Source organism: Mucilaginibacter sp. GW821-FHT07H05 (assembly GCF_059418485.1).
In genome coordinates this window covers 1-25251 of record NZ_JBWKPY010000011.1, presented here as the reverse complement: position 1 = coordinate 25251, position 25251 = coordinate 1, and the positions used below count along the sequence as shown (strand labels likewise).

Genomic DNA, 25251 nt, shown 5'->3' with positions numbered 1-25251 from the left:
CGGCCCCGTAAAAAATTTTAGCATAACTATGAAAAACAAATTGGGTGGGGTTATGATCCTCACCATCTTCCATATTTTTTACGCCAGTGCCCAACGCCGGGTTAACGTAGACCGGCAAATAGAATTATCGGTTCAACAATACAAAGCCATGCTGAAAGAACTTCCGGATACCGGATTGTTCCCCCAGTCGGTGAACCCGGATGGCGGCCTGCGGCTCATGAAAAGCGAATGGTGGGGCAGCGGTTTTTTTGCAGGGTCATTATGGTATCTCTATGAGCAAACCAAAGAGCCTGCTATAAAAGCTGCCGCCGAAAAATGGACGGCAGCCTTAGCTAAAGAGCAATACGATGCCACAACCCACGACCTTGGGTTTATGCTTTATTGTTCATATGGCAATGGTTATCGACTCACTAAAAAGCCGGCTTACCGTGCTGTATTACTTACAGGTGCATCTTCCCTCTGCACTCGTTTTGATCCTAAGGTGGGTGTGATCAGATCGTGGGATAAATTCAGGGAATACAACTACCCGGTGATTATTGACAATATGATGAACCTGGAATACTTATTTTGGGCGGCAAAGATTTCGGGGAATAACGTATTCCGTGATATTGCCATTGCTCATGCCAACCATACCCTGCAAAATCATTTCCGCGCGGATAACAGCAGTTATCACGTCGTCTTATACGATAGTACCGGTCATGTATTAGCTAAAAAAACAGCGCAGGGTTACAGCGATGCATCTGCCTGGGCACGTGGGCAAGCCTGGGGCTTATACGGGTTCACGGTCATGTATCGCGAAACGCACGACACCAGGTACCTGAACCGGGCAATGGCTATTGCCAAATTTTTCATGGAACATCCGCGCCTGCCAAAGGATAAGATCCCTTACTGGGACTTTGATGATCCGGGTATTCCGAATGTACCGCGCGATGCTTCGGCTGCAGCCGTGGTAGCCTCGGCCTTGCTGGAACTCAGGAAGTATACCAGCACGAAAACTGCACGTACCTATTTTGCCTTTGCCGAGGATATTTTGGTTAGCCTGTCGAGCCCTGCCTATTTTGCATCATCGGGTAACCATCATTTCCTATTGCGGCACTCTACCGGGAACCTTCCCAAAAAAAGCGAAATAGATGTACCTCTTATCTACGCCGATTACTATTATATCGAGGCCTTGTTACGTTATAAAAACGCTAATGCACATTTGAAAACTAAAGCTCATCATTAATGAATTTACAACGATCAACGCAAACGGCTGTTTTTTTAAACGCCGCCGTCATTGTAGCGGCACTGGGGTATTTTGTAGATATCTATGATCTGCTTTTATTCAGTATTGTACGCGTACCCAGTCTTCGATCATTCGGCTTAAGCGGCGAGGCCCTGGTGAACGAAGGCGTTTTTATACTCAATGTTCAGATGATCGGCTTACTTGCCGGAGGGGTCATCTGGGGAATACTGGGTGACAAGAAAGGCCGCTTATCGGTTTTATTTGGTTCGATCCTCATTTACTCAATTGCTAATATTGCCAACGGGTTCGCCGGTTCCGTAAGTTCTTATGCACTCTGGCGTTTTATCGCCGGCTTTGGCCTGGCGGGCGAATTGGGTTCGGGCATTACACTGGTGGCAGAACTCATGCCAAAAGAAAAACGAGGTTATGCCACAACCATCGTGGCATCAGTGGGGGTGTTCGGCGCTGTTGTAGCGTACTTTATTGCCCGGAATTTTGAGTGGCGTACATCTTATTTCATTGGAGGAGGCCTGGGGCTTTGCCTGCTTTTACTCAGGATAAAAGTTTCCGAGTCAAAAGTATTTGAAAAAAGCAAAAACGCGCATATCAGCCACGGCAACATCCTGCTCTTGTTCAGTGACTGGTCGCGCTTTTTCAAATATCTGCGTTGTATTTTCATCGGTGTGCCCCTGTGGTTTGTCGTGGGGGTGCTTATTACTTTCTCGCCAGAATTAGGCCAGGAACTTAAAGTGAATGGAGCGGTTGATGCGGGCGCTGCAGTGGCCTGGTGTTATGGAGGGCTGATGTTAGGCGATATTGCGAGCGGATTGCTTAGCCAGCTATTGAATAGCAGGCTTAAGGTAGTTTACATTTACCTGTTTTTAGCGATTGTGGCAATTGCGGTCTACCTCTGTTCAAATGGTTTATCGCTAACGGCATTTTATATGCTTTGTCTGGCACTGGGTTTTTCGGTTGGGTATTGGGTGATCTTTATCACCATTGCCGCGGAACAATTTGGCACTAACATCAGGGCTACGGTAACTACAACGGCCCCCAACTTTGTAAGAGGCATGGTTGTGCCCATTACCATCTCATTTCAATACCTTAAAACTGATGTTTTCCATACCGGAAAAGCAGCAGCGGCGATAGTTGGCACTGCCTGCTTTATTTTAGCTTTTTGGTCACTGGCCCGAATGCAGGAAACCTTTTCGAAAGATCTCGACTACCTTGAAACCGACAATTAAATAACTTAAAACCCCTAGATGTATGCAAAAAATACGCTGTATTTTCATTTTTGTTTTCTTCATAGCCGGTAGTGGCTTTGCGCAACAGCACGTACTACAGAATATACAAGCGCGTAAACCTCTTAGTCTTGATGGTCGCTGGAATTATATTATTGATCCATACGAAAATGGTTTTTACGATTACCGCCGCGAGGCCTTTGACAGATCGGCTACCGGTTCAGGGGGCTATTATGATGACCGTAAACCAAAAGATAAAGATGATCTGGTGGAATACGATTTTGATCATTCGCCTACACTAAACGTTCCCGGAGATTGGAATTCCCAGGTTGAGAAGCTGGAGTTATATGAAGGGACCATCTGGTACCGTCGTAAGTTCAAAGCCAGTGTAAAAACGGACAAACGCTATATGTTATATTTTGCAGCGGTAAATTATGAAGCCCACGTTTATCTTAACGGTAAAAAACTGGGCATGCATAAAGGCGGTTTTAATGCCTTTCAATTCGAGATAACTGGTAAACTCGTTAATGGCGAGAACACTGTTGTAGTTAAGGTCGATAATACCCGCAAGCCAGATGAAGTACCGACTATAAACACCGACTGGTGGAACTACGGTGGCATAACGCGCGATGTTTATATAGCCGAAGTACCCGATACCTATATTGCCGATTACAAAGTACAACTGGCTAAAACAGACGCTTCGCGTTTAGAAGGCTTTGTACAACTTGACGGAAAAGACCTGACACGCACAATTACGCTACAAATCCCCGAAGCAAACGTTAAGGTCAATCTCACACCTGATGCGAAAGGCCGTGCGGTGATTAATCTACCGGTCAGGAAGCTAAACTATTGGTCGCCAGATAATCCCAAACTTTACCATATTAGCATCAATACACCTGGGGATACCATTACTGACCGGATCGGATTTCGCAATATCGTTGTAAACGGAAAAGATATATTGCTCAACGGCAAATCGATTTTTCTGCGTGGTATCTGCATCCATGATGAAAACCCCTTACTACATGGCCGTAATCGCTCGTCAGGAGATCTGCGCATGTTGTTGAGTTGGGCCAAAGAACTCAATTGTAACTTTGTACGACTGGCACATTACCAGCATAACGAAGAGATGATGCGGCTGGCGGACGAAATGGGCCTGATGGTTTGGGCCGAGGTGCCTGTATACTGGACCATCGCATGGGAGAACCCAGCCACGTATCAAAATGCCGAAACGCAAATAACCGATCTGGTTACCCGTGATATAAACCGCGCGAGCGTTATTGTATGGTCTATCGGTAATGAAACGCCGGTTAGTGAACCCCGACTAAAATTTATGGGGAATCTTGCCGCAAAGGTGCGTAGTTTAGATGATACGCGGCTGGTGGCTGCCGCTCTTGAGGTACATCGCGAGGGCAACGAAATTATCGTTGATGACCCACTTGGTGAAAAACTTGACCTGGCCAGTTTTAACGAATATGCCGGCTGGTATTGGGGCGGCGATCCGTCAGGCATTACCAAATACAATTTCAATATTAAATACAATAAACCGGTTGTGATCACCGAGTTTGGCGGTGACGCGTTAGCAGGGAACCATGCCGATGCCAGCACACGTTGGAGTGAGGAGTACCAGGAAGCGATCTATAAAAACCAGATAGCCATGCTAAGTAAAATAGATGCGTTGCGCGGCACAACGCCATGGATACTGGCGGATTTTCGCTCACCGAGACGCCCGCATCCCCTATATCAGAACTATTGGAACCGCAAGGGCCTGATATCAGAAACCGGGAAAAAGAAACTGGCTTTTTATGTATTAAAGGACTTTTACGATCAAATACAATTAAAGTATGATAAACCACGATATCTAAAAGTCGATTGAATATTTCCAATAACTGTGTCTTAGGTGATGCACCGGTAAACCCAATTTTTGCGTAGAACCATGCGTGCCTGTAATTCAGTGCTCCTTTCTAGCTTTGACGGGACTAATATGTTTCCAAACCTGGTAAGCTTTCAATTTAAATAAAAAAACAGGCTGCATGTCGTGCAGCCTGTCCAGGTATTATTCTAAAAATTTAACCGGCTTGTGATGAACCGATCAAATCAGGTAATCATCTTTCTTATAATCCGGCACCATTATAGCAGCCTACATGGGGCTTATTGTCGCAGAAGCCAAAACAATTCAACATTAATTTACTAAGCGAAAAGGAAAGAGTTGTTCCGGGATGATCTTACGCGCCGTATGAACAACACCTGCTATTAAATATAACGGCCTAAAATCATTAATTTTGTAAATGCCATTGATTTGACCTGAATGCTTCCAAAGACCCTAGCTTGAAAGAAATGCGAAGATATATTTTTTTAACCTGCGTAATGCTTTTGAAGGCAATTAGTCTTTTTCCTCAATCTCCTCTTGTATTTAAGCGGATTACGGTTGATAATGGATTGCCCCAAAACATAGCACAGAGCATTTTTCAAGATAAAAAGGGCCTGATCTGGATCGGTACGTTTGGCGGCTTAAGTAAATTTGATGGTATCGAGTTTACGACGTACAAGAACGATCCGGCTGACCTCCAAAGTTTAAGCAATAACCGAATCAACAAGATAGCAGCAGATCAACTTGGCCGCTTATGGATCGGCACTGCAAATGGTATCAACCGGTACGACCCTAGTACTGACCGCTTCGTACGATATTCAATGAAAAATTCCGACGCCAAGTATGGCGTATTCGACATCGTGACCGATAAGAGCGGCAGGGTGTGGGCGGCTTCTCAATATGGCTTATTGCGTTATGATCCGAAACATAAGACCGGCAACTCTTTTGATTTTATTAACTGTATCAATGGAAAGGTCCAGGCTCTGTTTATAGACCATGATCAGCATCTTTGGATTGCGGGCATGCAGGAATTGAGATTTTATGACCTTGTCACCGATAAATTTATACCGATTCCCTCGTTTTTACAAAGTCAGCGGGTGTTATTGAAGTGCATGGTTCAAAGTATGACCCGGGACCATAGCGGTAACTTTTGGATGGCCACGGAAACAGCGGGACTTTTCTGTTATAACCCAAACACGAAAGAGTGGGCGAATTATAACAGCAATAACGGGTTAATAAGCAACGCGGTGCGAGCAGTGATGGAGGCTCAAAATGGGCAGATCTACGCCGGAACAAAGAACGGTTTAAACGTGATCGACCCGCGTACCAAACATATCAGCGCTTATAGGCCGGATCCGATCGATCCTAATAGTCTGGGCAGCGCCTCTGTTAAGTGCATCATGCAGGATAATGAAGGTAGTATTTGGTTAGGTACTTATAACGGCGGCATCAGCGTATTATACCATCAGTATGATAGTTTCCATCATTTTGGCATACAGTTAGGACGCAACAACGGCTTATCATCCGGCGTCGTCAACTCCATTTTTCAAGATAGGGATAAAAGTTTCTGGGTCGGTACTGATGACGGTGGTTTAAATCATATCGACCCCGGTCTGGATCAAAACAAAGTGTTTTTTATCGAGAACAATAAAAATAAAGAACTGACCGGCTGTAGTGTGAAGGCGATACAACCGCATAATGATGCCGGCAAACTTTGGGTGGGTACCGGTCTGGGCTTGAAAATATTTGATAAGGTCAGCCACCGGTTTACGGAAACTAACATCCTGGACAAACCCGTGCAAGCAGGTGTTATCCAAAACTTCACCCTGTTAAAAGACGGAGAGGGTTTATGGGCAGGAACTAATTATAATGGCCTTTATTATATTGCACATCAAAAAGTGGTAAACCACTACCGGGGAATGCGCAACGCAAGAGACGGAATAGGCTCGTCTGTAGTCACCGCCCTTCTGCGTGATGGGGAATTTTTATGGATCGGTACCAAATCGGCAGGGCTTAGCCGGTTAAATGTGAAGTCGCATCTGATAGAAAGATACAATTTACGGTCCGCCAAACAGGATGGTCTATCAAACGAATCTGTTTTGAGCATTTATAAGGACCGGCATCACCGGTTATGGATAGGTACCGAAGGCGGATTGAACTATCTTGATGCTAAAACCGGCAGGTTCTATCCGGTCTCAACAGTGCCCGGTCTTGAAAACAATAATGTATATCAGATACTTGAAGACGATAAAGGTAGTCTTTGGGTGAGCACAAATACAGGTCTGTTCAGTTTGTTTTTTAAAACCGTTGGTCCGCCTTTTAAAACCGGTAACATCATAGCCTCACACTATAGCGTTGAGGATGGCTTGCAAAGCAACCAATTTACTGCCGGAGCAGGTATCATCAGTAGCAGCCGGGAACTCATTTTTGGCGGGATCAATGGTATCACCGCTTTTTATCCCGACAAGATCGTCATCAACCGGGTAAAGCCGGCCATCGTCTTGACGGACTTTTTGGTCTTTAATAAATCGGTTCCATTTGGTGTCAAAAACTCAGCCCTTGCCAAGCCGATCGATGAAACGCAGGAGATCACTTTACCTTATAATCAGGCATTTTTCAGTATTAAATTCGCCGCACTTAACTATATCAATCCCGGCAAAAACCAATTCGCTTTTAAATTGGATGGCTTTGCCGAAAATGGCTGGCATTACAGTAACAGCCCGGTCGCAACTTACACCAATCTTGATCCTGGCGTATACTTTTTTAAAGTTAAAGCGGCTAACAATGATGGCGTATGGAATGAGACGCCCCGTGTTTTAAGAATAACTATCTTACCACCCTGGTACAAAACATGGTATGCCTATATGGCCTATATGGCCATTGTATTCGTAGCGCTCTATTTTTTCAACTATTACTCAAGCAGAACCGCTCGTTTAAAGGCCCAGCTGGAATACGAATCCATCAGCCACCTCAAAGATCAGGAATTGGCTCAAAAAAAATTGAATTTCTTTGTTAATATCTCCCACGAGATTAAAACGCCTCTTACTATGATTATGGCACCGGTTGAACGATTGATTAAGTTGAACCAGGGTGACAGCCGCGTACAGCACCAACTTACAATGATGCAAAGGAATGGTGAGCGGTTGATCCGGCTTATTAACCAGTTACTTGATGTTCGTAAATTCGAATCCGGTAATATGTATCTGCAGGCCGGACAGGAAGACCTGATCAGTTTTTTAAAAGAGATCGCTTTAGCCTTTAACGGCCTGGCGCAATCAAAGAACATTAAACTGACCCTAAAACTGAGCGAAGAAGAACTGTTGATGTGGTTTGACCGCGATAAGCTGGAAAAAGTGATCTACAATTTATTATCTAACGCTTTTAAGTTCACCCCGGTTAATGGAGCGATTACGCTTTACGCCGAGCGGGATTCGGACTCAGGTATTGATAAACAGGTATTTATCGGGGTCATTGATAATGGTTGCGGTATTGCTCCGGAAGATATGGATCGGTTGTTCCACCAATTTTTTCATAACGAAAGCCATTTTTCAAATGTACAAGGCACAGGATTAGGATTGGCATTTTCAAAAGAGTTGATCGGACTGCACCACGGCACCATTAGCGTAGAGAGCAGGCCCGAGCGTGGTGCCGAACGCGGTTATACCCATTTTAAGATAGGCTTATTAATGGGTAAGGACCATCTGAAAGAAAACGAACTGGTTAGCACGTTTAATGGCAGTGAAGCAATCATTAACTACAGACAAACAGAGACTTCCATGAGGCAAAAGTTCTCCATGCGTAAAAGGGAGATATTGAATGCCGGCGAAAAAGGGAAATTATATCTGCTAATCATCGAAGACAATGACGATGTACTGGATTTTGTAAGAACCGGCTTTCAGGACGACTTCGTCGTCTATACTGCAACAAACGGACTCGACGGGTGGGCTTTAGCCAAAGAGCATATGCCGGATGTGATCATTAGCGACGTAATGATGCCAAAAATGGACGGCATTGAACTATGCCGGCACCTGAAATCAGCTGTCGAGACCAGCCATATCCCGGTGATCCTGTTGACCGCCCGCACGCCGACGATCTTTAAATTAGAGGGGCTGGATACCGGGGCCGACGATTATGTGACCAAACCTTTTACATTTAGTGTACTGGAGGCTCGTGTGTGGAACCTGATCGAGAATCGCCAGAAGATGCGCATGAAGTATCAAAAGGAAATTATGCTTGAGCCCGGCCATATCGAGATCAACGATACCGATGAACTGTTCCTGAGGAAAGTGATGGCCTATATTGAAGAACATATAGATGATGTGAATTTAAGTGTCGAGAGCCTGAACAATGAAACCGCTATGAGTCGAAGTACTTTTACCAAAAAATTAAAGGCCTTAACTAATCAAACCGGCGTAGAGTTTATCAGAACCATCAGACTGAAACGGGCAGCCCAGCTATTGGCGACCGGACAATTCCAGGTCAACGAAGTTGTTTATAAAGTAGGCTTCGAGGACATCAACTACTTCGGGAAGTGCTTCAAAGAACAATTTGGCTATACCCCCAAAGCCTACAGCGCGCAAAACTAAAAATCGACACATTCATTTAACAATTTGATTGTTAGATCTTTGTATTTTTTGTTGACCCCTTCCCTACGTTTTAAAAACGAATTTGCCGTGTATTTATAACGAGAATAGCATGAGCCCATTAGGCTTCAGCTTAATATGTTTGCCCTTAGCTAACCAAGGCTATAACCAAATTGTAACCAGGGTGCATCTTATTGTACCTGCATTATTAATTCATCAAACATTATTATGAGGAGATTTTACTTCAATTGTTTTAAAACATTTCTGCTATTGCTTATTGCCTATGGGCAACCAACCTTTGCGCAAAGCAACAGTTCCCGACAAATCACTGGTACGGTAAAAGACTCAAAAGGCGAAATTTTACCTGGCGTAACGGTTAGGGTGAAAGGAACACAGACTTCTACGTCAACGACTACCGATGGTAAATACAAGATCATTGTTAACAATAATAACGCCGTATTGACATTCTCTTTTATCGGCTATGAAACTAACGAACAGGTAGTAGGTAGTAGAACAGTGGTGGATGTAACGCTTTCCGACAAATCCAGCAGCCTGAACGAGGTCATAGTCATCGGTTATGGTTCTACTACCCGAAAAGACTTAACGGGATCGGTCGGAACGGTAAGTATGAGCGACTTGAACAAAGCGCCGGTCAAATCATTTGACGATGCTTTAGCTGGCCGCGTTGCCGGCGTACAAGTAACCACATCGGATGGACAGCCGGGTTCATCGCCAGCTATTGTTATCCGCGGCGGCAATTCTGTTACTCAAGATAACTCACCTTTGTATGTTATAGACGGGTTTCCGATTGAAAACTATAACAATAATGCCATCAGTCCGGCAGATATCGAATCGATCGACGTATTGAAAGACGCCTCTTCAACGGCAATATATGGTGCCAGAGGCGCAAACGGGGTAATCATTATTACGACAAAAAAAGGCAAAAGCGGCCCCCCTGTTGTTACTTATAGCGGATACTATGGCCTGCAGACCGTAACTCAAAGAGCGAAACTGATGGACCCTTATAATTTTGTCAAATATCAGTTGGAGGTTGATTCAACTAATGCCAAGCAATTATATCTGATTAACGGGCAAACCCTCGATAGTTATAAAGACAAGGCGGGGATCGACTGGCAAGACCAGGTTTTCCGCACTGCGGCAACATCAAACCACGATCTTTCTATCCGGGGAGGTAATAAGGACACAAAGTATACCGTTTCAAGCTCTGTTTTTCAGCAGGATGGCGTGATCATCGGGTCAGGCTTTAAAAGATATCAAGGCCGTATCAGTCTAGATCAGCAGGCTAATAGCAAGCTCAAGGTCGGTTTTGTAGGTAATTACAGTAACGTCGTAACCAATGGTACACAAGTAGGTGGTAACAATCAATCATCGTTTGGTTTTTTAACGAATGTATGGCAATACCGGCCCATTATAGGTTCGGGTAACCTTGATGTATTGTTAGATAATGCCCAGGACCTTGATGTCGTGTCGGCAACCAACTACCAATGGAATCCTGTATTGACCGCTTATAACGAAATTAGGAGCCGGACCAATAACGTGCTTACTGTAAATGCCTATGCAGAGTATTCTTTTATACCTGATCTGAAATTAAAAGTGACCGGTGGTTATAATTTTAATAATACCGAAGCCGATGTTTTTAACACTTCTAATTCACGGTTAGGCAGCCCGTTGAGTACTTTAGGAAATGGTGGACCAAACGGTTCGGTTACGTTTACCAATCTTTCTAATTATGTTAACGAAAATACATTAACATATAATAAGGTTATCCGCAAAAATCATTATATCAATTTGTTGGCTGGTTTCACCATTCAGGGGAACGGTTCACAAGTTGATGGCATGCGAGCTATACTTGTCCCGAATGAAAGTTTAGGCGTAAACGGACTTTCTAAAGGAACCCCTTTTTCAATTGCAACTAGCAAATCTCAAAACACACTTGCCTCCTTCATCAGCAGGGCAAATTATAGCTATAGATCAAGATATCTTGCCACTATAAGCTTTAGGGCCGACGGTTCTTCTAAATTTGTTGGCGACAACGTTTGGGGATATTTTCCATCCGGCTCATTAGCCTGGCACTTAAGCGAAGAAAGTTTTTTAAAGAACAACAAATATGTGTCCGATGCAAAGATAAGAACAAGCTACGGTATTACTGGGAACAATCGTGTAGACGATAGGGCGTCTTACGCATTGCTCGGACAAGGGGGTACCGACTCTTATTCATTCGGTAACAACTGGTTAAGCGGGGCTTATGCAAGTTCTCTGGCTAATCCAGCATTAAAATGGGAAAGTACAGCTGAAACGGATATAGGTGTTGACCTCGGCTTTTTTGATCAGCGGATCACGCTGACAACGGACATTTATAACAAGAAAACGTCTGACCTGCTCCTAAACTCACAACTGCCGGGTGCCAGCGGCTACTTATCGGCTTTCGAAAATATTGGTGAAATACAAAATCGAGGCTTGGAGTTTACGCTAGGCACTGAAAATTTAAAAAGTAAGGATTTTACCTGGTCGAGTACTTTTAATATCGCGTTTAACCGTAGTAGAGTAATAGCCCTGGCACAAGGCCAGCAACAATTGTTAACCGCAGTTAAATGGATCAATACAGGAGGAATAGCGCTAACACCCGATTATGCGGCAACAGTAGGTCAGCCGGTTGCCATGTTTTATGGGTATCAGTGGGTAGGCAATTATCAATATAGCGATTTTGACCACCCAAGCGCGGGAGTATATACATTGAAGGCAGATGTACCAAATAACGGGAATGCCCGTTCGACGATAAAGCCCGGCGATATAAAATATGCGGATATTAACGGCGATGGGGTAGTTGATGGAAACGATTTGGGAACAATTGGCAATCCGAATCCACAATTTAGCGGTGGCTTTTCCAATAATTTTAGTTACAAGGGGTTTGATCTGAATATATTTTTCCAGTTTGTTTATGGCAATCAGGTACAGAATCTCAATAAACTGCAACTGGAAGGATCAACTGTTTTAGGATCTAATCAGTTTGCCAGTTACGAGGATCGATGGACGCCTACCAACCCTAGCAATACTTATTACAGAACCGGTGGTTTTGGTCCAGCTGTGTATTCGTCCCGGTTATTGGAAGACGGGTCTTTTTTGCGACTGAAGACTATAAATCTCGGCTACACTTTCAATAAAAAGCTACTACAATATGTTAAATTAACAAATTTACGTGTGTACGCATCGGTTCAAAACTTGATCACCTGGACCAAGTATTCCGGCCTTGATCCTGAAGTGTCCATTTTTAATTCGGCTTTAACACCGGGTATAGATTACTCCGCTTACCCTAAAGCCAGGGTAATAACTTTTGGTTTAAATGTGTCACTCTAACAACTGAATACTTAACAGGTTTAACATTAAACGTCATGAAAAAAAATATTACTATAGCCATCATCTTGCTTTTTACAACGTTAACGTCCTGCAAAAAATATCTTACCCAACTACCCCAGGATTCAATCGCACCACAAACATTCTATAATAATGAGGCACAATTAAACTCTGCTTTGGCTGCTGTTTACACGGAGTTGGGCAACATCGACGAGTCTACTTTTTCACGTTTTCTTTCGCTCGAGGCACCGGCGGCTAACGATGAAGATTATTTTCGTTCATCGAATACCATTGCAGCAAGCTGGTATAATGTCAATTCTTCCTACGTAAACTTTACCAACTGCTGGAATAATTTATACATTGGTATTGAACGCGCTAATTTAATATTGGCCAATGTTGATAAGGCGGACGTGGCGCAGTCAGTTAAAGACTATGTGCGTGGCGAGGCTCTGTTTTTGCGTGCTTATTATCACTTTCTATTGGTAAGCTATTGGGGCGATGTACCGTTAAAAACAGGCACTACAAATTCGGTAAACGAAACCAGTTACCCACGCATACCAGCAAATCAGGTTTACGCCCAGGTAATACAGGACATGACAATGGCCGAGCCTTTAGTAAAAGGTATAGCCGGGTTTCCCGGCGTTACCGGCAGGGTAACAACCAGCGCCGTTGATGGTATCTTGGCACGTGTTTGCCTATATGCCGCCGGACGCTTAAACGACCCAACATACTACCCTCAAGCTGTAACCTGGGCACAAAAAGTGATCAACTCAGGCCTGCACTCGTTAAATCCGGATTACAAGCAAATATTTATTAACGAAACACAAGATATTAACGACCAAAAAGAATGTATCTGGGAAGTTGAGTTCTACCGTGATGCTGCGGGTATCTATACCGAATATGAACGTTTTGGTTCGACCGTTGGTGTCAACAATACCAATATCAATGTTGGTTTTATGCAGGGTAACTATTCGGCCACAGGTTCGTTTTTTAATGCTTACGCCGCCGGCGATAACCGTCGTGACTGGGCAATAACTCCTTTTTATTATAGCGGTAACGATGCGAGCAAGGGTAAAATATTCTTCCCTTCAACCTTCGTTTGGGGGCGCTCGGTTGCCAAATGGCGCCGCGAGTATCAGAATCCGGCTATCATCACCAATAAAAACTTCGGTGGTACGAACTGGCCATTATTACGTTACGCCGATATATTACTGATGTTTGCTGAAGCGACAAATGAAGTAAGCGGCCCTACAGCAAGCGCTATTGCCGCTGTTAACAGCGTTAGGGCGCGTGCTTTTAGCGGCAGCGTTAAAAACATTACCATAACCGCGGGTGGTACAGGTTACACCACAGCTCCAACGGTAACGATTACCGGCGCAGGCACAGATGCAACTGCAACTGCTACCGTATCGGGTGGTAAAGTAACCAAAATAACTATAACAGCGGTAGGTTCGGCATATACCACAGCTCCAACCGTCAGCTTTACCGGCGTGGGCACTGGTGCTACCGCAACTGCTACAGTATACAGCGCCGCCGACCCAGCCTCTGCTTTATTACCCGCCCAGACCAGCAGTCAGTCTGCATTTCGCGTAGCTATACAACAAGAACGTTCGTTTGAGTTAGCTTTTGAGGGCTTTCGTAAACTCGACCTTTTGCGTTGGGGCACTTTTTTAAGTACCATGCAGAATATGGTAAATATCATTACCACTCAGGCACCGGTTACACCAAATAATACATTGGGTTATTCGGGTCAGGCAAATGCGCTCACTCCGTATAAGAACGTGACCAACCGCGATCTGTTATTTCCTATACCAATAGGCGAGCTATCGCTTAATCCGGCAATAACCACAAATAATCCTGGCTGGTAGCGCTATGAAAATATATATTACCAGTTGTCTGGTGTTCTGCTTTTTCATCGTAAGCGGGCAGAATAAAGTAAATGTTCCAAAACAGATGGAATTAGCTGCACGGCAGTATAGGATGATGATCAGTGCGACCAGCGACTCCACCGCATTTCCGCAATCAGTGACCCCGGATGGCAGCGTCAGGCAAATGAAGGCTGAATGGTGGGGAAGTGGCTTTTTTCCGGGGGCACTATGGTACCTCTGGGAATACGCACATGATCCGCAATTTAAAGATGCGGCGAGAAAATGGACATCCGGGTTAGCAAAGGAACAAGATGACACGAGCACTCATGACCTTGGCTTTATTCTGTACTGTTCTTATGGAAATGGTTTCAGGTTGACCGGGGATCTTAGTTACAAGTCTGTGCTGTTAAAGGGAGCTTCATCCCTGGCATCACGCTTCGATCCTAAGGTGGGATTGATCAAGTCCTGGGATAATTTCAAGGGATATCATTATCCGGTCATCATTGATAACATGATGAACCTCGAATACTTATTATGGGCCGCAAAGGCCTCCGGCGATAAACGCTTATATCAAATAGCAGTGAGCCATGCGGATAATACTTTAAAAAATCATTTCCGTGCCGATCAAAGCAGCTATCATGTGGTGCTTTATGACAGTGTCGGGGGTGTGCTGGCGAAAAAAACGGCGCAGGGCTACAGCGATAATTCAGCATGGGCAAGGGGGCAATCTTGGGGCTTGTACGGCTATACGGTTATGTACCGGGAAACAAAGGATCAGAAATACTTGCAACAAGCTATGGCTATTGCCGAGTTTTTAATAAATAATCTTAAACTCCCCAAAGACAAAATCCCTTTCTGGGATCTCAACGATCCGGGTATCCCCTACGTTTCACGGGACGCTTCAGCCGCAGCGGTTACGGCATCAGCGTTATTGGAATTAGCGCGGTTTGTTGACAAGCAAAAAAGCAAGGCTTACTTTTCTTTTGCTGAAGATGTTTTGGCCAGTTTGTCCTCACCTGAATATTTTGCGACGACAGGCAACCATCATTTCCTGTTAAAACATTCTACCGGCAATCTGCCAGCGAAAAAGGAGATCGATGTCCCGCTGATCTATGCTGATTACTATTACCTGGAAGCATTGCTTCGATATGACAGATTCAAATGATAGCTAACGATACACTTTAATCAACGTTATTTTGATGAGGCAATTAGCCGAAAAAAACATTTTTATGATTATCTAAAACACTATAATGGAAAATAAGTATTTGAAATATACATTCACCTGGATCATTTCGCTGGCCGTTCCCCTTCTCGGCTATGGACAGGAAAGGGTTTCTCCGCCTGTTTATTTGAACGCCAATGCGCCGGTTAAAGAGCGGGTGCGCGACCTGCTCCAACGGATGACCCTGGAAGAGAAAATTGGTCAGATGTGCCAGTATGTCGCTCCTGAATATATCAAAGCAAATGAGCGTAAATACAGATCGGCGCAGCTTGGGAACCATAACGATGCCTATGCTTTCTACCCCGGACTGAAGCCCGGGGACGTTGAAAACATGGTTGCCGTAGGTGTGATCGGATCTTTTCTCCATGTCTTAACCGCCCAGGAAGCGAACTATTTACAAACCCTGGCTCAAAAAAGCAGGCTAAAGATTCCTTTGCTACTGGGTATTGATGCCATTCACGGTAATGGTATGGTCAGTGGAAGCACGATCTACCCGATTCCGTTGGGACTGGCGGCTACCTGGGATACCAGCTTGGTTAAGCAATTATCCGTTTATACGGCCGCGGAAATGCGGGCGACCGGGACACAGTGGGCCTTTTCGCCAAACCTGGATGTAGGCAGGGATGCCCGTTGGGGAAGGATCGGCGAAACTTTCGGGGAAGACCCATTCCTGGTGTCGGCTATGGGTGTAGAAATGATCAATGGCCTACAAGGAGGTAATAAAGATCATATAGATGTATTGGCATGCGCCAAACATTTGATTGCAGGTAGCGAGCCTATTAACGGGATAAATGCAGCCCCGACAGATATTTCTGAAAGAACATTGAATGAAATTTACTTGCCGCCGTATCGCGCCGCTGTCAAGGCCGGTGTATCCACCGTGATGCCCGCCCATAACGAGATCAACGGTACGCCGGGCCACGCCAATAAACAGCTGATGGATGATCTGCTTCGTAAACAATGGGGATTTGAGGGTTTTTACATCTCCGATTGGATGGATATTGAAAGGCTGGTAACCATGCATGGGATTGCTAAAGATACGACCACAGCCGTGCTAAAGACCATGCTGGCCGGTATGGACATGCATATGCATGGCCCGGGTTTTTCAGAAGCCATACTGCGGCTGATCAAAGAAGGCAAACTAACCGAGCAGCGGATAAACGAGTCGGCCGGCCGCATTTTAGAGGCTAAATTTCGCCTCGGGTTATTTGAAAATGCGTGGGTCAATCCTCAAAAGGTCGCTTCCGCTGTATTTACGCCACAACATACGGCTTTATCACTTCGAGCGGCTGAAGAGGCGATCGTACTGCTTAAAAATGATCATATATTGCCCTTGTCAGCTAATAAGTTCAAAAGGATACTTGTTACCGGACCCAACGCGAACAACCAGGCCATCCTCGGTGACTGGAGCCAGTTGCAACCTGAAGACCATGTGGTCACTGTCGTGAAAGGAATGCAGCAGCAAAAGCCCGAGGGATATACCGTAGAATATTTTGATGTCGGCAGTTCGGTCAGGAACATCAGCCCTGAGAACATCAGCATTGCCGCGGCTAAAGCAAAAGAGGTAGATGCGGTCGTGGTCGTTGTTGGAGAAAACTCTTTACGCTACCTGGACAAAGAAAAAACCTCCGGCGAAAATATGGACCGGGACGATCTGCAATTGGTAGGCAGGCAACAAGAGCTGGTGGAAGCCATTTGCAAAACGGGTAAACCCGTGATCCTGGTACTGGTGAACAGCAGGCCGCTGGATATTTCATCGTTATCTCAAAAGGTAAGCGCCATCGTGGAGGCCTGGGAGCCTGGTAGTATAGGCGGGACGGCCGTAGCCAATATCCTTTACGGCAAAACCAATCCTTCGGGCAAACTACCTGTCAGTTTCCCGCGGTCAGTCGGGCAGATCCACACATTTTACAATTATAAGCCCTCGGCCTATACCCGTGGTTATGTAACGAACGAAACCGGGGCGTTATTCTCGTTCGGCCAGGGATTGAGCTATACCCAATTTACTTACGGTGAACTGAAAACGAACAAAAAAGAGATCAATGGCGAGGACAGCCTGACAGCCAGCATCGAGGTCACCAACAGCGGAAACTTGGACGGGGAAGAAATTGTACAACTCTATATCCACGAACCGGTGAGCGATGTCACGCGGGCGGTTAAGCAATTAAAAGGTTTTTTTAAGGTAAGCTTACAGCCAGGACAAACCCGCACCGTGAGTTTTAGGATCACCCCCGCCCTGCTTTCTGATTACAACGCGGAAATGCGGTATGTGGTTGATCCCGGCGAATATACTCTGATGGTCGGCGGTTCTTCGCTTGATCGTGACCTGAAAGTAGCGTCGTTAACCGTAAAATAAAACCGTATGAAAACCATGAAGTTATTGATCTGCCTCGTTCTTTTTAACGGGCTCGGTCATGGGCTGTACGCTCAGGGAACTATGACCAATTGTGACTCTTTGAGGCTACGATGGACCGACTTTTTAACAGGCGGGCATTACGACCCGAACGATCCGGAGATCAAAGTCAAGCTTAAAGCGATCGAGAGTAACGTCACGACATATGAAAACCTTTTCAACCGGGATACGGCAAGCCGGAAAACCGTATGGACTGATCTGAAATATAATAGGTCGACCGATATCACGGCAAGCTATACCCGTTTATTTTCCATGGCGCTGGCTTACCGTTCTGTCGGCACGAAATGGTATCATGACAGATCCTTAAAGCTAGACATTTTGCTCGGCCTGCAATGGCTGTATGTAAATTGTTATAACGAAAAGACCAAGGTACCGGCTACCGGTGGCATCAATAACTGGTGGGATTACCGCATCGGCAGCCCGGAGAAACTCAATGATATCCTATTTTTGATGTATGACGATGTTTTACCGGAACGCCGTAGTCTTTATTTGCGTACGATCCAGCATTCAACACCAGACGTAGGGACCTATACCGCCGGAAACCTGGTCTGGATCAGCAAAATAATCGCCCTATCCTCCATATTGGCCAATGATGTTCATAAGATGGATTACGCTGTCCGGTCTCTCCGGCCGGTGTTCGATTACGTCGAAGCGGGTGATGGTTTTTATACGGACGGCTCCTTCATCCAACACAATAAGCATCCCTATACCGGGGGTTATGGGGTTTCGATGATCTCATCCTTAGCCGAAATCATGTACTTGTTTCCAGAGATCAACGTAGATATGCCTTCTTCGGCCCATATTTATGATTGGATCTACAACGCTTACGAGCCGTTGATCTATCGGGGCGGCATGATGAGCATGGTCATGGGACGCGGTATTGCCCGGTCCGGTTCGACAGAACATTCAAAAACAAGGGAATTATTAGAGGGACTCCTGTTACTGGTTCAGCAAGCTCCAAAAAATGAAAGTGAAAAATTGAATGCTATCATCAAATCTTATATCGGGGCAAATCAGCACGGGATCAGTTTTTCAACGATCACCCTGACGCGGATGGCTAGGTCGATCATGAATAACCAAGCGATCATTGCCCCTGAAAATTACAGGGCTTACCGTCAATTTGGCAACATGGACCGGGCCGTACAACAAGCGGATGATTATGCTTTTGCGGTCAGTATGCATTCGGCACGCATTTATAATTTCGAATCGATCAACCAGGAGAACTTAAAGGGCTGGCACCTTTCCGATGGGATGACCTACCTCTACAATGCCGATCAAACCCAGTTTGAAGATGGTTTTTGGTGTACAGTTGACTATCAGCACCTGGCCGGCACAACGACCGAGGAGAACTCGACCGCGCTCACGAACAAGCCCAGTGATAAAACCTGGGTAGGCGGTGTAAGTTTACTTGACCGATATGGCCTGAGCGGGATGGATCTGAACCCGTTCGGGACTACCCTGACCGCAAAGAAATCATGGTTTATGTTGGATCACCAGATCGTATGTTTAGGTGCGGGCATTGCGAACAAGGACAATAAAATGGTATTGACAACCATCGATCAACGCAAACTTCGAGACGAGAATGACAATGCCTTCATGGTCGACGGGGTAAGCATGCCTTCGCTCTTCGATCTGCGTCAAAAGACGGGAATACACTGGGCACATCTTTCGGGGAATGTTAAAGATGGGGACGTAGGCTATTACTTTCCCGACGGAATCGATCTTGATATGCGGCGCCAGCCGCAAAGCGGCCGATGGAGCGATGTGCGAACCGGAGAAGACGGTGCAATGAATACACGCAACTATCTGACTTTATGGAAAGATCAGGGTAACCATGCTGAAGATAACAAGGACCCTGAAAACAAGTATGCTTATGTGTTATTACCCGGCTATACTGCAAACCAGGTCGAAAAATATGCTAAAAGTCCGGACATCGAGATTTTATCGAATACCGCGGTAGTCCAATCCGTAAGAGACAAAAAAATAGGATTGACCGGTGCCAATTTCTGGAAAGATAGCATAACGGCCGTATTCGTAAACGGCAGCCCCTATTTGACTTGCGATAAGAAAGCGGCGGTCATGATACTGGAAAAGGCTGAAAGCCTGACCATGGCAGTAGCCGATCCCACGATGTTGAATGAAGGCCTGATCAATATAGAAGTCAATAATCCTTTTGTCGGAATAGCTGCACCAACTGACCGGATTGTGGTCATACAATTAAAGCCGACGCTTAAATTTTCAGTGGATGTTAAGGGCTTGAAAGGGCAAACGATAACAGTTGTATTTAACAAAAAATGAGCATAAGCATTAAAAACTTGTCACCGATGTATAACACTAAAAATATTATCCTGCTGATCGTACTGCTGATCAACATCCAATGGTGTATTGCGCAGCCTAAGGTGATCATCAAATTGGATGATCTGGGTTCAAAAAATGGTGTAAGCAGCGCTAAGCCTGTTCTGGATGATTTACTGAAAAGAAAGATCAAGGTAGCGATAGGCGTAATCGCGAACCGCCTGGACACTACAGCAAACCTGGCTTATCATACTTATATCAATGCGACCAACGATAAAGGAGAAAAATTATTTGAAGTATGGAACCATGGGTTTGACCACTCTAAGGATAATCCGCCTAATATGTGCCAGGAGTATAAAGGTACAAGCTATGCGTTTCAACTGGATCACTTTAACCGTGCAGATCAGCGGGTCAAAACATTGCTGGGTGTGACCATGCATACTTTCGGCGCTCCATATAACGCCAGTGATTCCACTTTTAATAAGGTAATCAAACAAAACCCGAATTACAAGATCTCCATGCTTAACAGTTTGAAAACCAGGGAAACTGATGGCGTGGCCAATTTTAATAACCGGGTCGATATGGAGATCAGCACAGGAAATGTCAATTATGAACATTTTGTAACACAGTATCAGCAACGCAAAAGCAGATATCCCGATTATATCATCTTGCAAGGCCATCCTAATAATTGGGATGCCGCTAAACTGGCACAGTTTGATCTCATACTTGATTATTTGATTTCTCAGGGCTGTGAATTTGTATTACCGTACGCATACTATTTAAGCACGATTAAAAAATGATCTGAACCGTCAACTATTACTCTCTTCATTGACATCTTACAAGAATAATTACTAACCAATTAAAACCATTTATGATGAAAAATTTTAGAAACTATTACTGGGGAGTAGCTCTTATCGGACTCGTCCTTACCAGCTTGCTGGTGACGTGTACTAAACACCAAATTGGCAACACGACTTCCTCAGAAGCGGCGAAAGATTTTCCTAAAGGTATGAACAGCTTTCCTGGTTCACTTCCATTCGTCCACCCCGGGATTTTAAATACCCAGGCGACATTGGATACGATAAGAAAAGAGGTAAATGCCGGAATTAATAACAGGAGTAGCTATTTCAATTCCCGGGTCATGTATTATATCACGAATCACCATATGCCGACTACATTCCCAAGCACCGTTGGTGTATCAGATACTTCAGTGGCCGCGGCACAATTTAAATCAAACGCGATCCTCGCTTATGCCTGGGCCCTGCGTTGGGCTAAAACCGGGACCGCCGCCTACGCGGACAGCGCAAAAACAATTTTAAATGGTTGGGCCGCTCATTTAACGAGCATATACACCCAGGCGGGAGTTGCAGATCCGGCGCAGTACGAACTCTATTGTGCCTGGGCAGAGCCTACCTATGCCGCCGCAGCGGAGATCATCAGGTATTATACGATCAATGGCCAGGGCGCTAACTGGTCGAGTACTGACATCAATACCTTTAAAGGTTTTATCAATTTACTGAAAAATAACGCCAACAAAATTTTAACCGGGAACGGACACAACAATAACTGGCGGGTTTCAGCTTCCTATGCTAGGATCGCTGCAGGCGTATTTCTGGATAGTCTGAGCGTTTATCAAAATGGGGTCTCTTCCCTCAAAACGATCATGACCACGGTGATTCAATCTGACGGCACGATGCCCGAACTTTGCAGTTTTCTGGATTGCGGTCATTTTCAGTTTTCACTCACCGGCCTGAGCTATGGTGCCGAGATTGCACGTATTCAGGGTGATACTTCAGTCTACGGATACCAAAGTACGCGGATCAAGTTGGGATTCGACTATATGTACACCGCCTATCAAAACCTCATCAGTTGTAAGTCATGTTCTACGCAGCTTGAACATCCGGGTGTTGAAATCGGTTACAGATACTACCATTCAAGTAGCTTGAATTCACTGAGAACGCTCCCAAGCGTTGGTGCGCCATTTGGCGTTCAAGGTGGTGATACTTTCCTTGGTTTTACGACCTATACACATTATGGCGTTCCGTTATAAAAAGGAATAATAAAGTTATTAACCAATTAAAACCATACATTATGAAAAACTTCAAAAACTATTACTGGGCAGCCGCTTTGATCGGCATCGCAATGACCAGCCTGCTGGTGATGTGCACCAAACGTCAGATTAACAGTGCGACTTCATCAGATCCGGAGACTGCAAATCTGCCTAAGGGTACTAACAGTTTCCCTGCTTCACCAGCATTCGTCCATCCGGGCATCCTGAACACCACTGCAACGCTGGATCTGATCAGGTCACAGGCCAATGCCGGTACAAACAACCGTAACATCGACTATACCAACACGGTAATTGCATATATAAATACACACCCGATGCCTGCCTCGTACCCGTCGGTTGTTGTGACCTATAATACCGATACATCTGCTACAGCACTCCAGTTTAAATCAAACGCGATACTGGCCTACGCCTGGGCTTTGCGCTGGGTTAAAACGGGTGCCACTGCAGATGCAGATAACGCCAAAGCTATACTGAACGGTTGGGCATACAATTGTACCGCGGTAACAACGCATGCCGGAGAACCCAATCCCGATCAGTATCAACTGATGTCTGCCTGGGCTCAACCTACCTATGCAGCCGCTGCCGAGATCATCAGGTATTATCAGCCAGGCGGTGTTAGTGCCAATTGGTCGAGCACTGACATTAATAAGTTTATATCCTTCATCAATATGCTGAAGAACAATTCGAACCAGATTCTGACGAGTACCCAGTATTACGCTAGTAACTGGCGGGTGTCGGCTGCTTATGCCAAGGTTACCGCGGGTGTATTTATGGATAACCGAAGTGTTTACCAGAATGGTGTAGACAGCCTGGTCAGACTGCTGCCCCAATTGATCTTATCCGGCGGGACGATGCCCGAGCTATGTGGCCGCGGGGATTGCGGTCATTTTCAATTTTCATTGACCGGCTTGACTTATGGGGCCGAGATCGCGCGTATTCAGGGCGACACGACATTGTATGGAAGTACAAGCAGACGGATCAAGTACGGTTACGATTTTATGCTTTCAGCCTACAAACAACAAGTGAGCTGCGCCAATGGAAGCGTTCCTTGCGGAAGCCAGTTAGAATACGGCGGTGTTGAACTGGCTTACCGTTATTATCACTCTCCCAGCATGGACACACTGAGAACCTGGGTAAATACGTCCGGTGCGCATTTAGGTGCGCCGTACAGGGCGCAAGGGGGTGATCTCTTTTTGAGCTTCACAACCTTTACACACTATGGCGTTCCGTTGTAAAGCGGGATCGTCCAGTTTATTGTTAAAAGATTAAACCCATTATTATGAAATTTAATATCTTCCTGCTGGGAGCCGGTGTCCTTCTTACTTTACAGCTTCAGGCAAGTGCTCAAGAGCGCGGTAAAGCCGGCTTTCCAACAGTTTCGCAACCTGTTCAGGTAACGAGCAGTGACAATGAGCATCTGTTCGCCAGTTATTACGGCATCAATTCCTGGAGTAAGAATGAGCGCTACATCACGGTGCTGGAGACCGACGTGAAATACAATATCCCTACTGAAGAGCAACCTGCGATGTTAGGGCTAGTCGATCTCAGGACCAATAAGTTCCTGCCTTTAACCCAAACCCGTGCCTGGAACATGCAGCAGGGTTGTATGGCCCATTGGCTGGCCACAAATCCCGATTCTTTGATTATTTACAACGACATGCGCGATGGGCATTATGTTTCAGTTATCCTGAATGTGATCTCGAAAAAAGAGATCAAAGTTTTACCTTTTCCTGTCGCCGCGGTATCCCCAAATGGCCGGGAGGCCATTAGTATCAATTTCTCCAGGCTGCGGATCACCCGGACCGATTATGGGTATGCCGGTGGCGGACAGGACGCCAAACCGAACGTTCAATATCCGGAAGACGATGGTATATTTTTGGTAGACCTGCAAACCGGCAGTTCCAAATTGATTATTTCGCTGGCCTCGTTAAAGGGGCTCGTGCCGGAAATAAAATCCCCGACTGGCATAGAATACATTGGTCATGTGCTTTTCAATAAAGATGGTTCTAAATTCTTTTTTCTAGCCAGGGCTATCCCGGATTGGAACACCGTTTCTTTTACAGCGAATAAAGACGGGAGTATGCTACAAAAATGTTTTCCTGACAATTGGGGTGGCTCGCACTTCGACTGGTTGAATGACGGCAGGTTAATGGTCACCGCGATGGCTGATGAGAAGAACTTTTCTCACATTTTATTTACGCCTGGTAAACAGGATTATAAAAAACTTGGCAATGGGAAGCTGGAGGACCGTGATGGTCACGGTACTTTTTCACCCGATGGGAAGTGGATGGTTACCGATACTTATCCCGATAAGGATACCCGTGATCAACACATCTTTTTACTGAACATGAAAACGGATGATGTCATCAGTTTGGGTGCATTCCCGGAACCACCGGCATTTAAAGCGGGCTGGCGCGCGGATATTCATTGCCGCTGGAGCCCTAAAGGTGATATGATCGGGTTCAATTCAACACATACCGGCACGCGCCAGGTCTATATCATGAAAGTCAAATATTAATATGCGTACAATGGTTATTAAGCGCTATCTGGCGATAATCTTTTTTTGTTCGGGTTCCTTGTTTGCCCAGCAAAAAAAGGATTTAAATAGTTACCAGACCATCCGGCAGAACCTGTCGGGAACGGATAAAGACCATACGGTCAATTGGGACTTTTACTGCACCGGTGGCAGGAAGAGCGGGGAATGGACGACCATTCCTGTGCCTTCCAACTGGGAGTTCCAGGGCTTTGGCGGGTATAACTACGGTCATGATAAGGTGAAGCATGATGAGGAAGGTTTGTATAAGCATCCGTTTAAACTGGGCGCTAATGTACAGCACAAACGCGTGTTTATCGTTTTTGAAGGGTCGATGACCGATACCGAGGTCAGGATCAACGGTAAGTTGGCCGGGCCTGTTCATCAGGGTGCGTTTTACAGGTTCAAGTATGACATTACCGATCTGGTCAACATTGGCGCCGATAACCTGCTGGAAGTAAAAGTGAGCAAGATGTCGGCGGACGCTTCCGTGAACCGTGCCGAGCGCAATGGTGATTTTTGGGTATTCGGCGGCATCTACCGCCCGGTGTACCTCGAGCT

At 45.4% G+C, this 25251-nt stretch carries 14 protein-coding genes; all 14 read left to right on the top strand.

Going from position 1 to position 25251, the window contains the following annotated elements; genetic code table 11:
- The first annotated feature begins 28 nt into the window (after positions 1–28).
- Complete coding sequence (locus AC07M6_RS24030; RefSeq protein WP_494893948.1) at positions 29–1225, top strand: glycoside hydrolase family 88 protein; 1197 nt, start codon at positions 29–31, stop codon at positions 1223–1225.
- Complete coding sequence (locus AC07M6_RS24025; RefSeq protein WP_494893946.1) at positions 1225–2469, top strand: MFS transporter; 1245 nt, start codon at positions 1225–1227, stop codon at positions 2467–2469. The genes AC07M6_RS24030 and AC07M6_RS24025 overlap by 1 nt, the downstream gene beginning before the upstream one ends.
- A gap of 22 nt (positions 2470–2491) precedes the next feature.
- Positions 2492–4339 carry a glycoside hydrolase family 2 protein gene (locus tag AC07M6_RS24020; protein ID WP_494893944.1) on the top strand — a complete coding sequence of 616 codons (1848 nt, stop codon included), beginning with the start codon at positions 2492–2494 and terminating at the stop codon, positions 4337–4339.
- A 491-nt stretch (positions 4340–4830) separates the two neighbouring features.
- Positions 4831–8919, top strand: coding sequence for a hybrid sensor histidine kinase/response regulator transcription factor (locus AC07M6_RS24015; RefSeq protein ID WP_494893942.1), 4089 nt, complete (start codon positions 4831–4833; stop codon positions 8917–8919).
- 225 nt (positions 8920–9144) lie between these two features.
- The gene (locus tag AC07M6_RS24010; RefSeq protein ID WP_494893940.1) at positions 9145–12291 is read left to right on the top strand and encodes a SusC/RagA family TonB-linked outer membrane protein; all 3147 of its coding nucleotides are present in this window, start codon (positions 9145–9147) and stop codon (positions 12289–12291) included.
- A 35-nt stretch (positions 12292–12326) separates the two neighbouring features.
- Positions 12327–14156, top strand: a complete 1830-nt coding sequence (locus AC07M6_RS24005; protein ID WP_494893938.1) for a RagB/SusD family nutrient uptake outer membrane protein — start codon at positions 12327–12329, stop codon at positions 14154–14156.
- A 4-nt stretch (positions 14157–14160) separates the two neighbouring features.
- The gene (locus AC07M6_RS24000; RefSeq protein ID WP_494893936.1) at positions 14161–15321 is read left to right on the top strand and encodes a glycoside hydrolase family 88 protein; all 1161 of its coding nucleotides are present in this window, start codon (positions 14161–14163) and stop codon (positions 15319–15321) included.
- Between the two features lie 85 nt (positions 15322–15406).
- On the top strand, positions 15407–17734 hold the full coding sequence (locus AC07M6_RS23995) for a glycoside hydrolase family 3 N-terminal domain-containing protein (RefSeq protein WP_494893934.1): 2328 nt from the start codon (positions 15407–15409) through the stop codon (positions 17732–17734).
- 6 nt (positions 17735–17740) lie between these two features.
- Complete coding sequence (locus AC07M6_RS23990) at positions 17741–20089, top strand: polysaccharide lyase 8 family protein (protein WP_494893932.1); 2349 nt, start codon at positions 17741–17743, stop codon at positions 20087–20089.
- 26 nt (positions 20090–20115) lie between these two features.
- Entirely contained in the window at positions 20116–20886 is a 771-nt protein-coding gene (locus AC07M6_RS23985) for a DUF2334 domain-containing protein (RefSeq protein ID WP_494893930.1), read from the top strand.
- A 71-nt stretch (positions 20887–20957) separates the two neighbouring features.
- Positions 20958–22136, top strand: coding sequence for an alginate lyase family protein (locus AC07M6_RS23980; RefSeq protein WP_494893928.1), 1179 nt, complete (start codon positions 20958–20960; stop codon positions 22134–22136).
- 41 nt (positions 22137–22177) lie between these two features.
- Positions 22178–23392: an alginate lyase family protein gene (locus tag AC07M6_RS23975; protein WP_494893926.1), complete on the top strand. Its 1215-nt coding sequence runs from the start codon at positions 22178–22180 to the stop codon at positions 23390–23392.
- Between the two features lie 44 nt (positions 23393–23436).
- Complete coding sequence (locus AC07M6_RS23970; RefSeq protein WP_494893924.1) at positions 23437–24675, top strand: TolB family protein; 1239 nt, start codon at positions 23437–23439, stop codon at positions 24673–24675.
- Between the two features lie 10 nt (positions 24676–24685).
- Positions 24686–25251 (top strand): sugar-binding domain-containing protein (locus AC07M6_RS23965; protein ID WP_494893922.1); only part of this gene is annotated, 566 nt, incomplete at its 3' end.

What these genes read in the sequence shown, in the direction of transcription:
- AC07M6_RS24030 (WP_494893948.1), top strand. Translation starts at nt 29, where the DNA reads ATGAAAAACAAATTGGGTGGGGTTATGATCCTCACCATCTTCCATATT.
- AC07M6_RS24025 (WP_494893946.1), top strand. Translation starts at nt 1,225, where the DNA reads ATGAATTTACAACGATCAACGCAAACGGCTGTTTTTTTAAACGCCGCC.
- AC07M6_RS24020 (WP_494893944.1), top strand. Translation starts at nt 2,492, where the DNA reads ATGCAAAAAATACGCTGTATTTTCATTTTTGTTTTCTTCATAGCCGGT.
- AC07M6_RS24015 (WP_494893942.1), top strand. Translation starts at nt 4,831, where the DNA reads ATGCTTTTGAAGGCAATTAGTCTTTTTCCTCAATCTCCTCTTGTATTT.
- AC07M6_RS24010 (WP_494893940.1), top strand. Translation starts at nt 9,145, where the DNA reads ATGAGGAGATTTTACTTCAATTGTTTTAAAACATTTCTGCTATTGCTT.
- AC07M6_RS24005 (WP_494893938.1), top strand. Translation starts at nt 12,327, where the DNA reads ATGAAAAAAAATATTACTATAGCCATCATCTTGCTTTTTACAACGTTA.
- AC07M6_RS24000 (WP_494893936.1), top strand. Translation starts at nt 14,161, where the DNA reads ATGAAAATATATATTACCAGTTGTCTGGTGTTCTGCTTTTTCATCGTA.
- AC07M6_RS23995 (WP_494893934.1), top strand. Translation starts at nt 15,407, where the DNA reads ATGGAAAATAAGTATTTGAAATATACATTCACCTGGATCATTTCGCTG.
- AC07M6_RS23990 (WP_494893932.1), top strand. Translation starts at nt 17,741, where the DNA reads ATGAAAACCATGAAGTTATTGATCTGCCTCGTTCTTTTTAACGGGCTC.
- AC07M6_RS23985 (WP_494893930.1), top strand. Translation starts at nt 20,116, where the DNA reads ATGTATAACACTAAAAATATTATCCTGCTGATCGTACTGCTGATCAAC.
- AC07M6_RS23980 (WP_494893928.1), top strand. Translation starts at nt 20,958, where the DNA reads ATGATGAAAAATTTTAGAAACTATTACTGGGGAGTAGCTCTTATCGGA.
- AC07M6_RS23975 (WP_494893926.1), top strand. Translation starts at nt 22,178, where the DNA reads ATGAAAAACTTCAAAAACTATTACTGGGCAGCCGCTTTGATCGGCATC.
- AC07M6_RS23970 (WP_494893924.1), top strand. Translation starts at nt 23,437, where the DNA reads ATGAAATTTAATATCTTCCTGCTGGGAGCCGGTGTCCTTCTTACTTTA.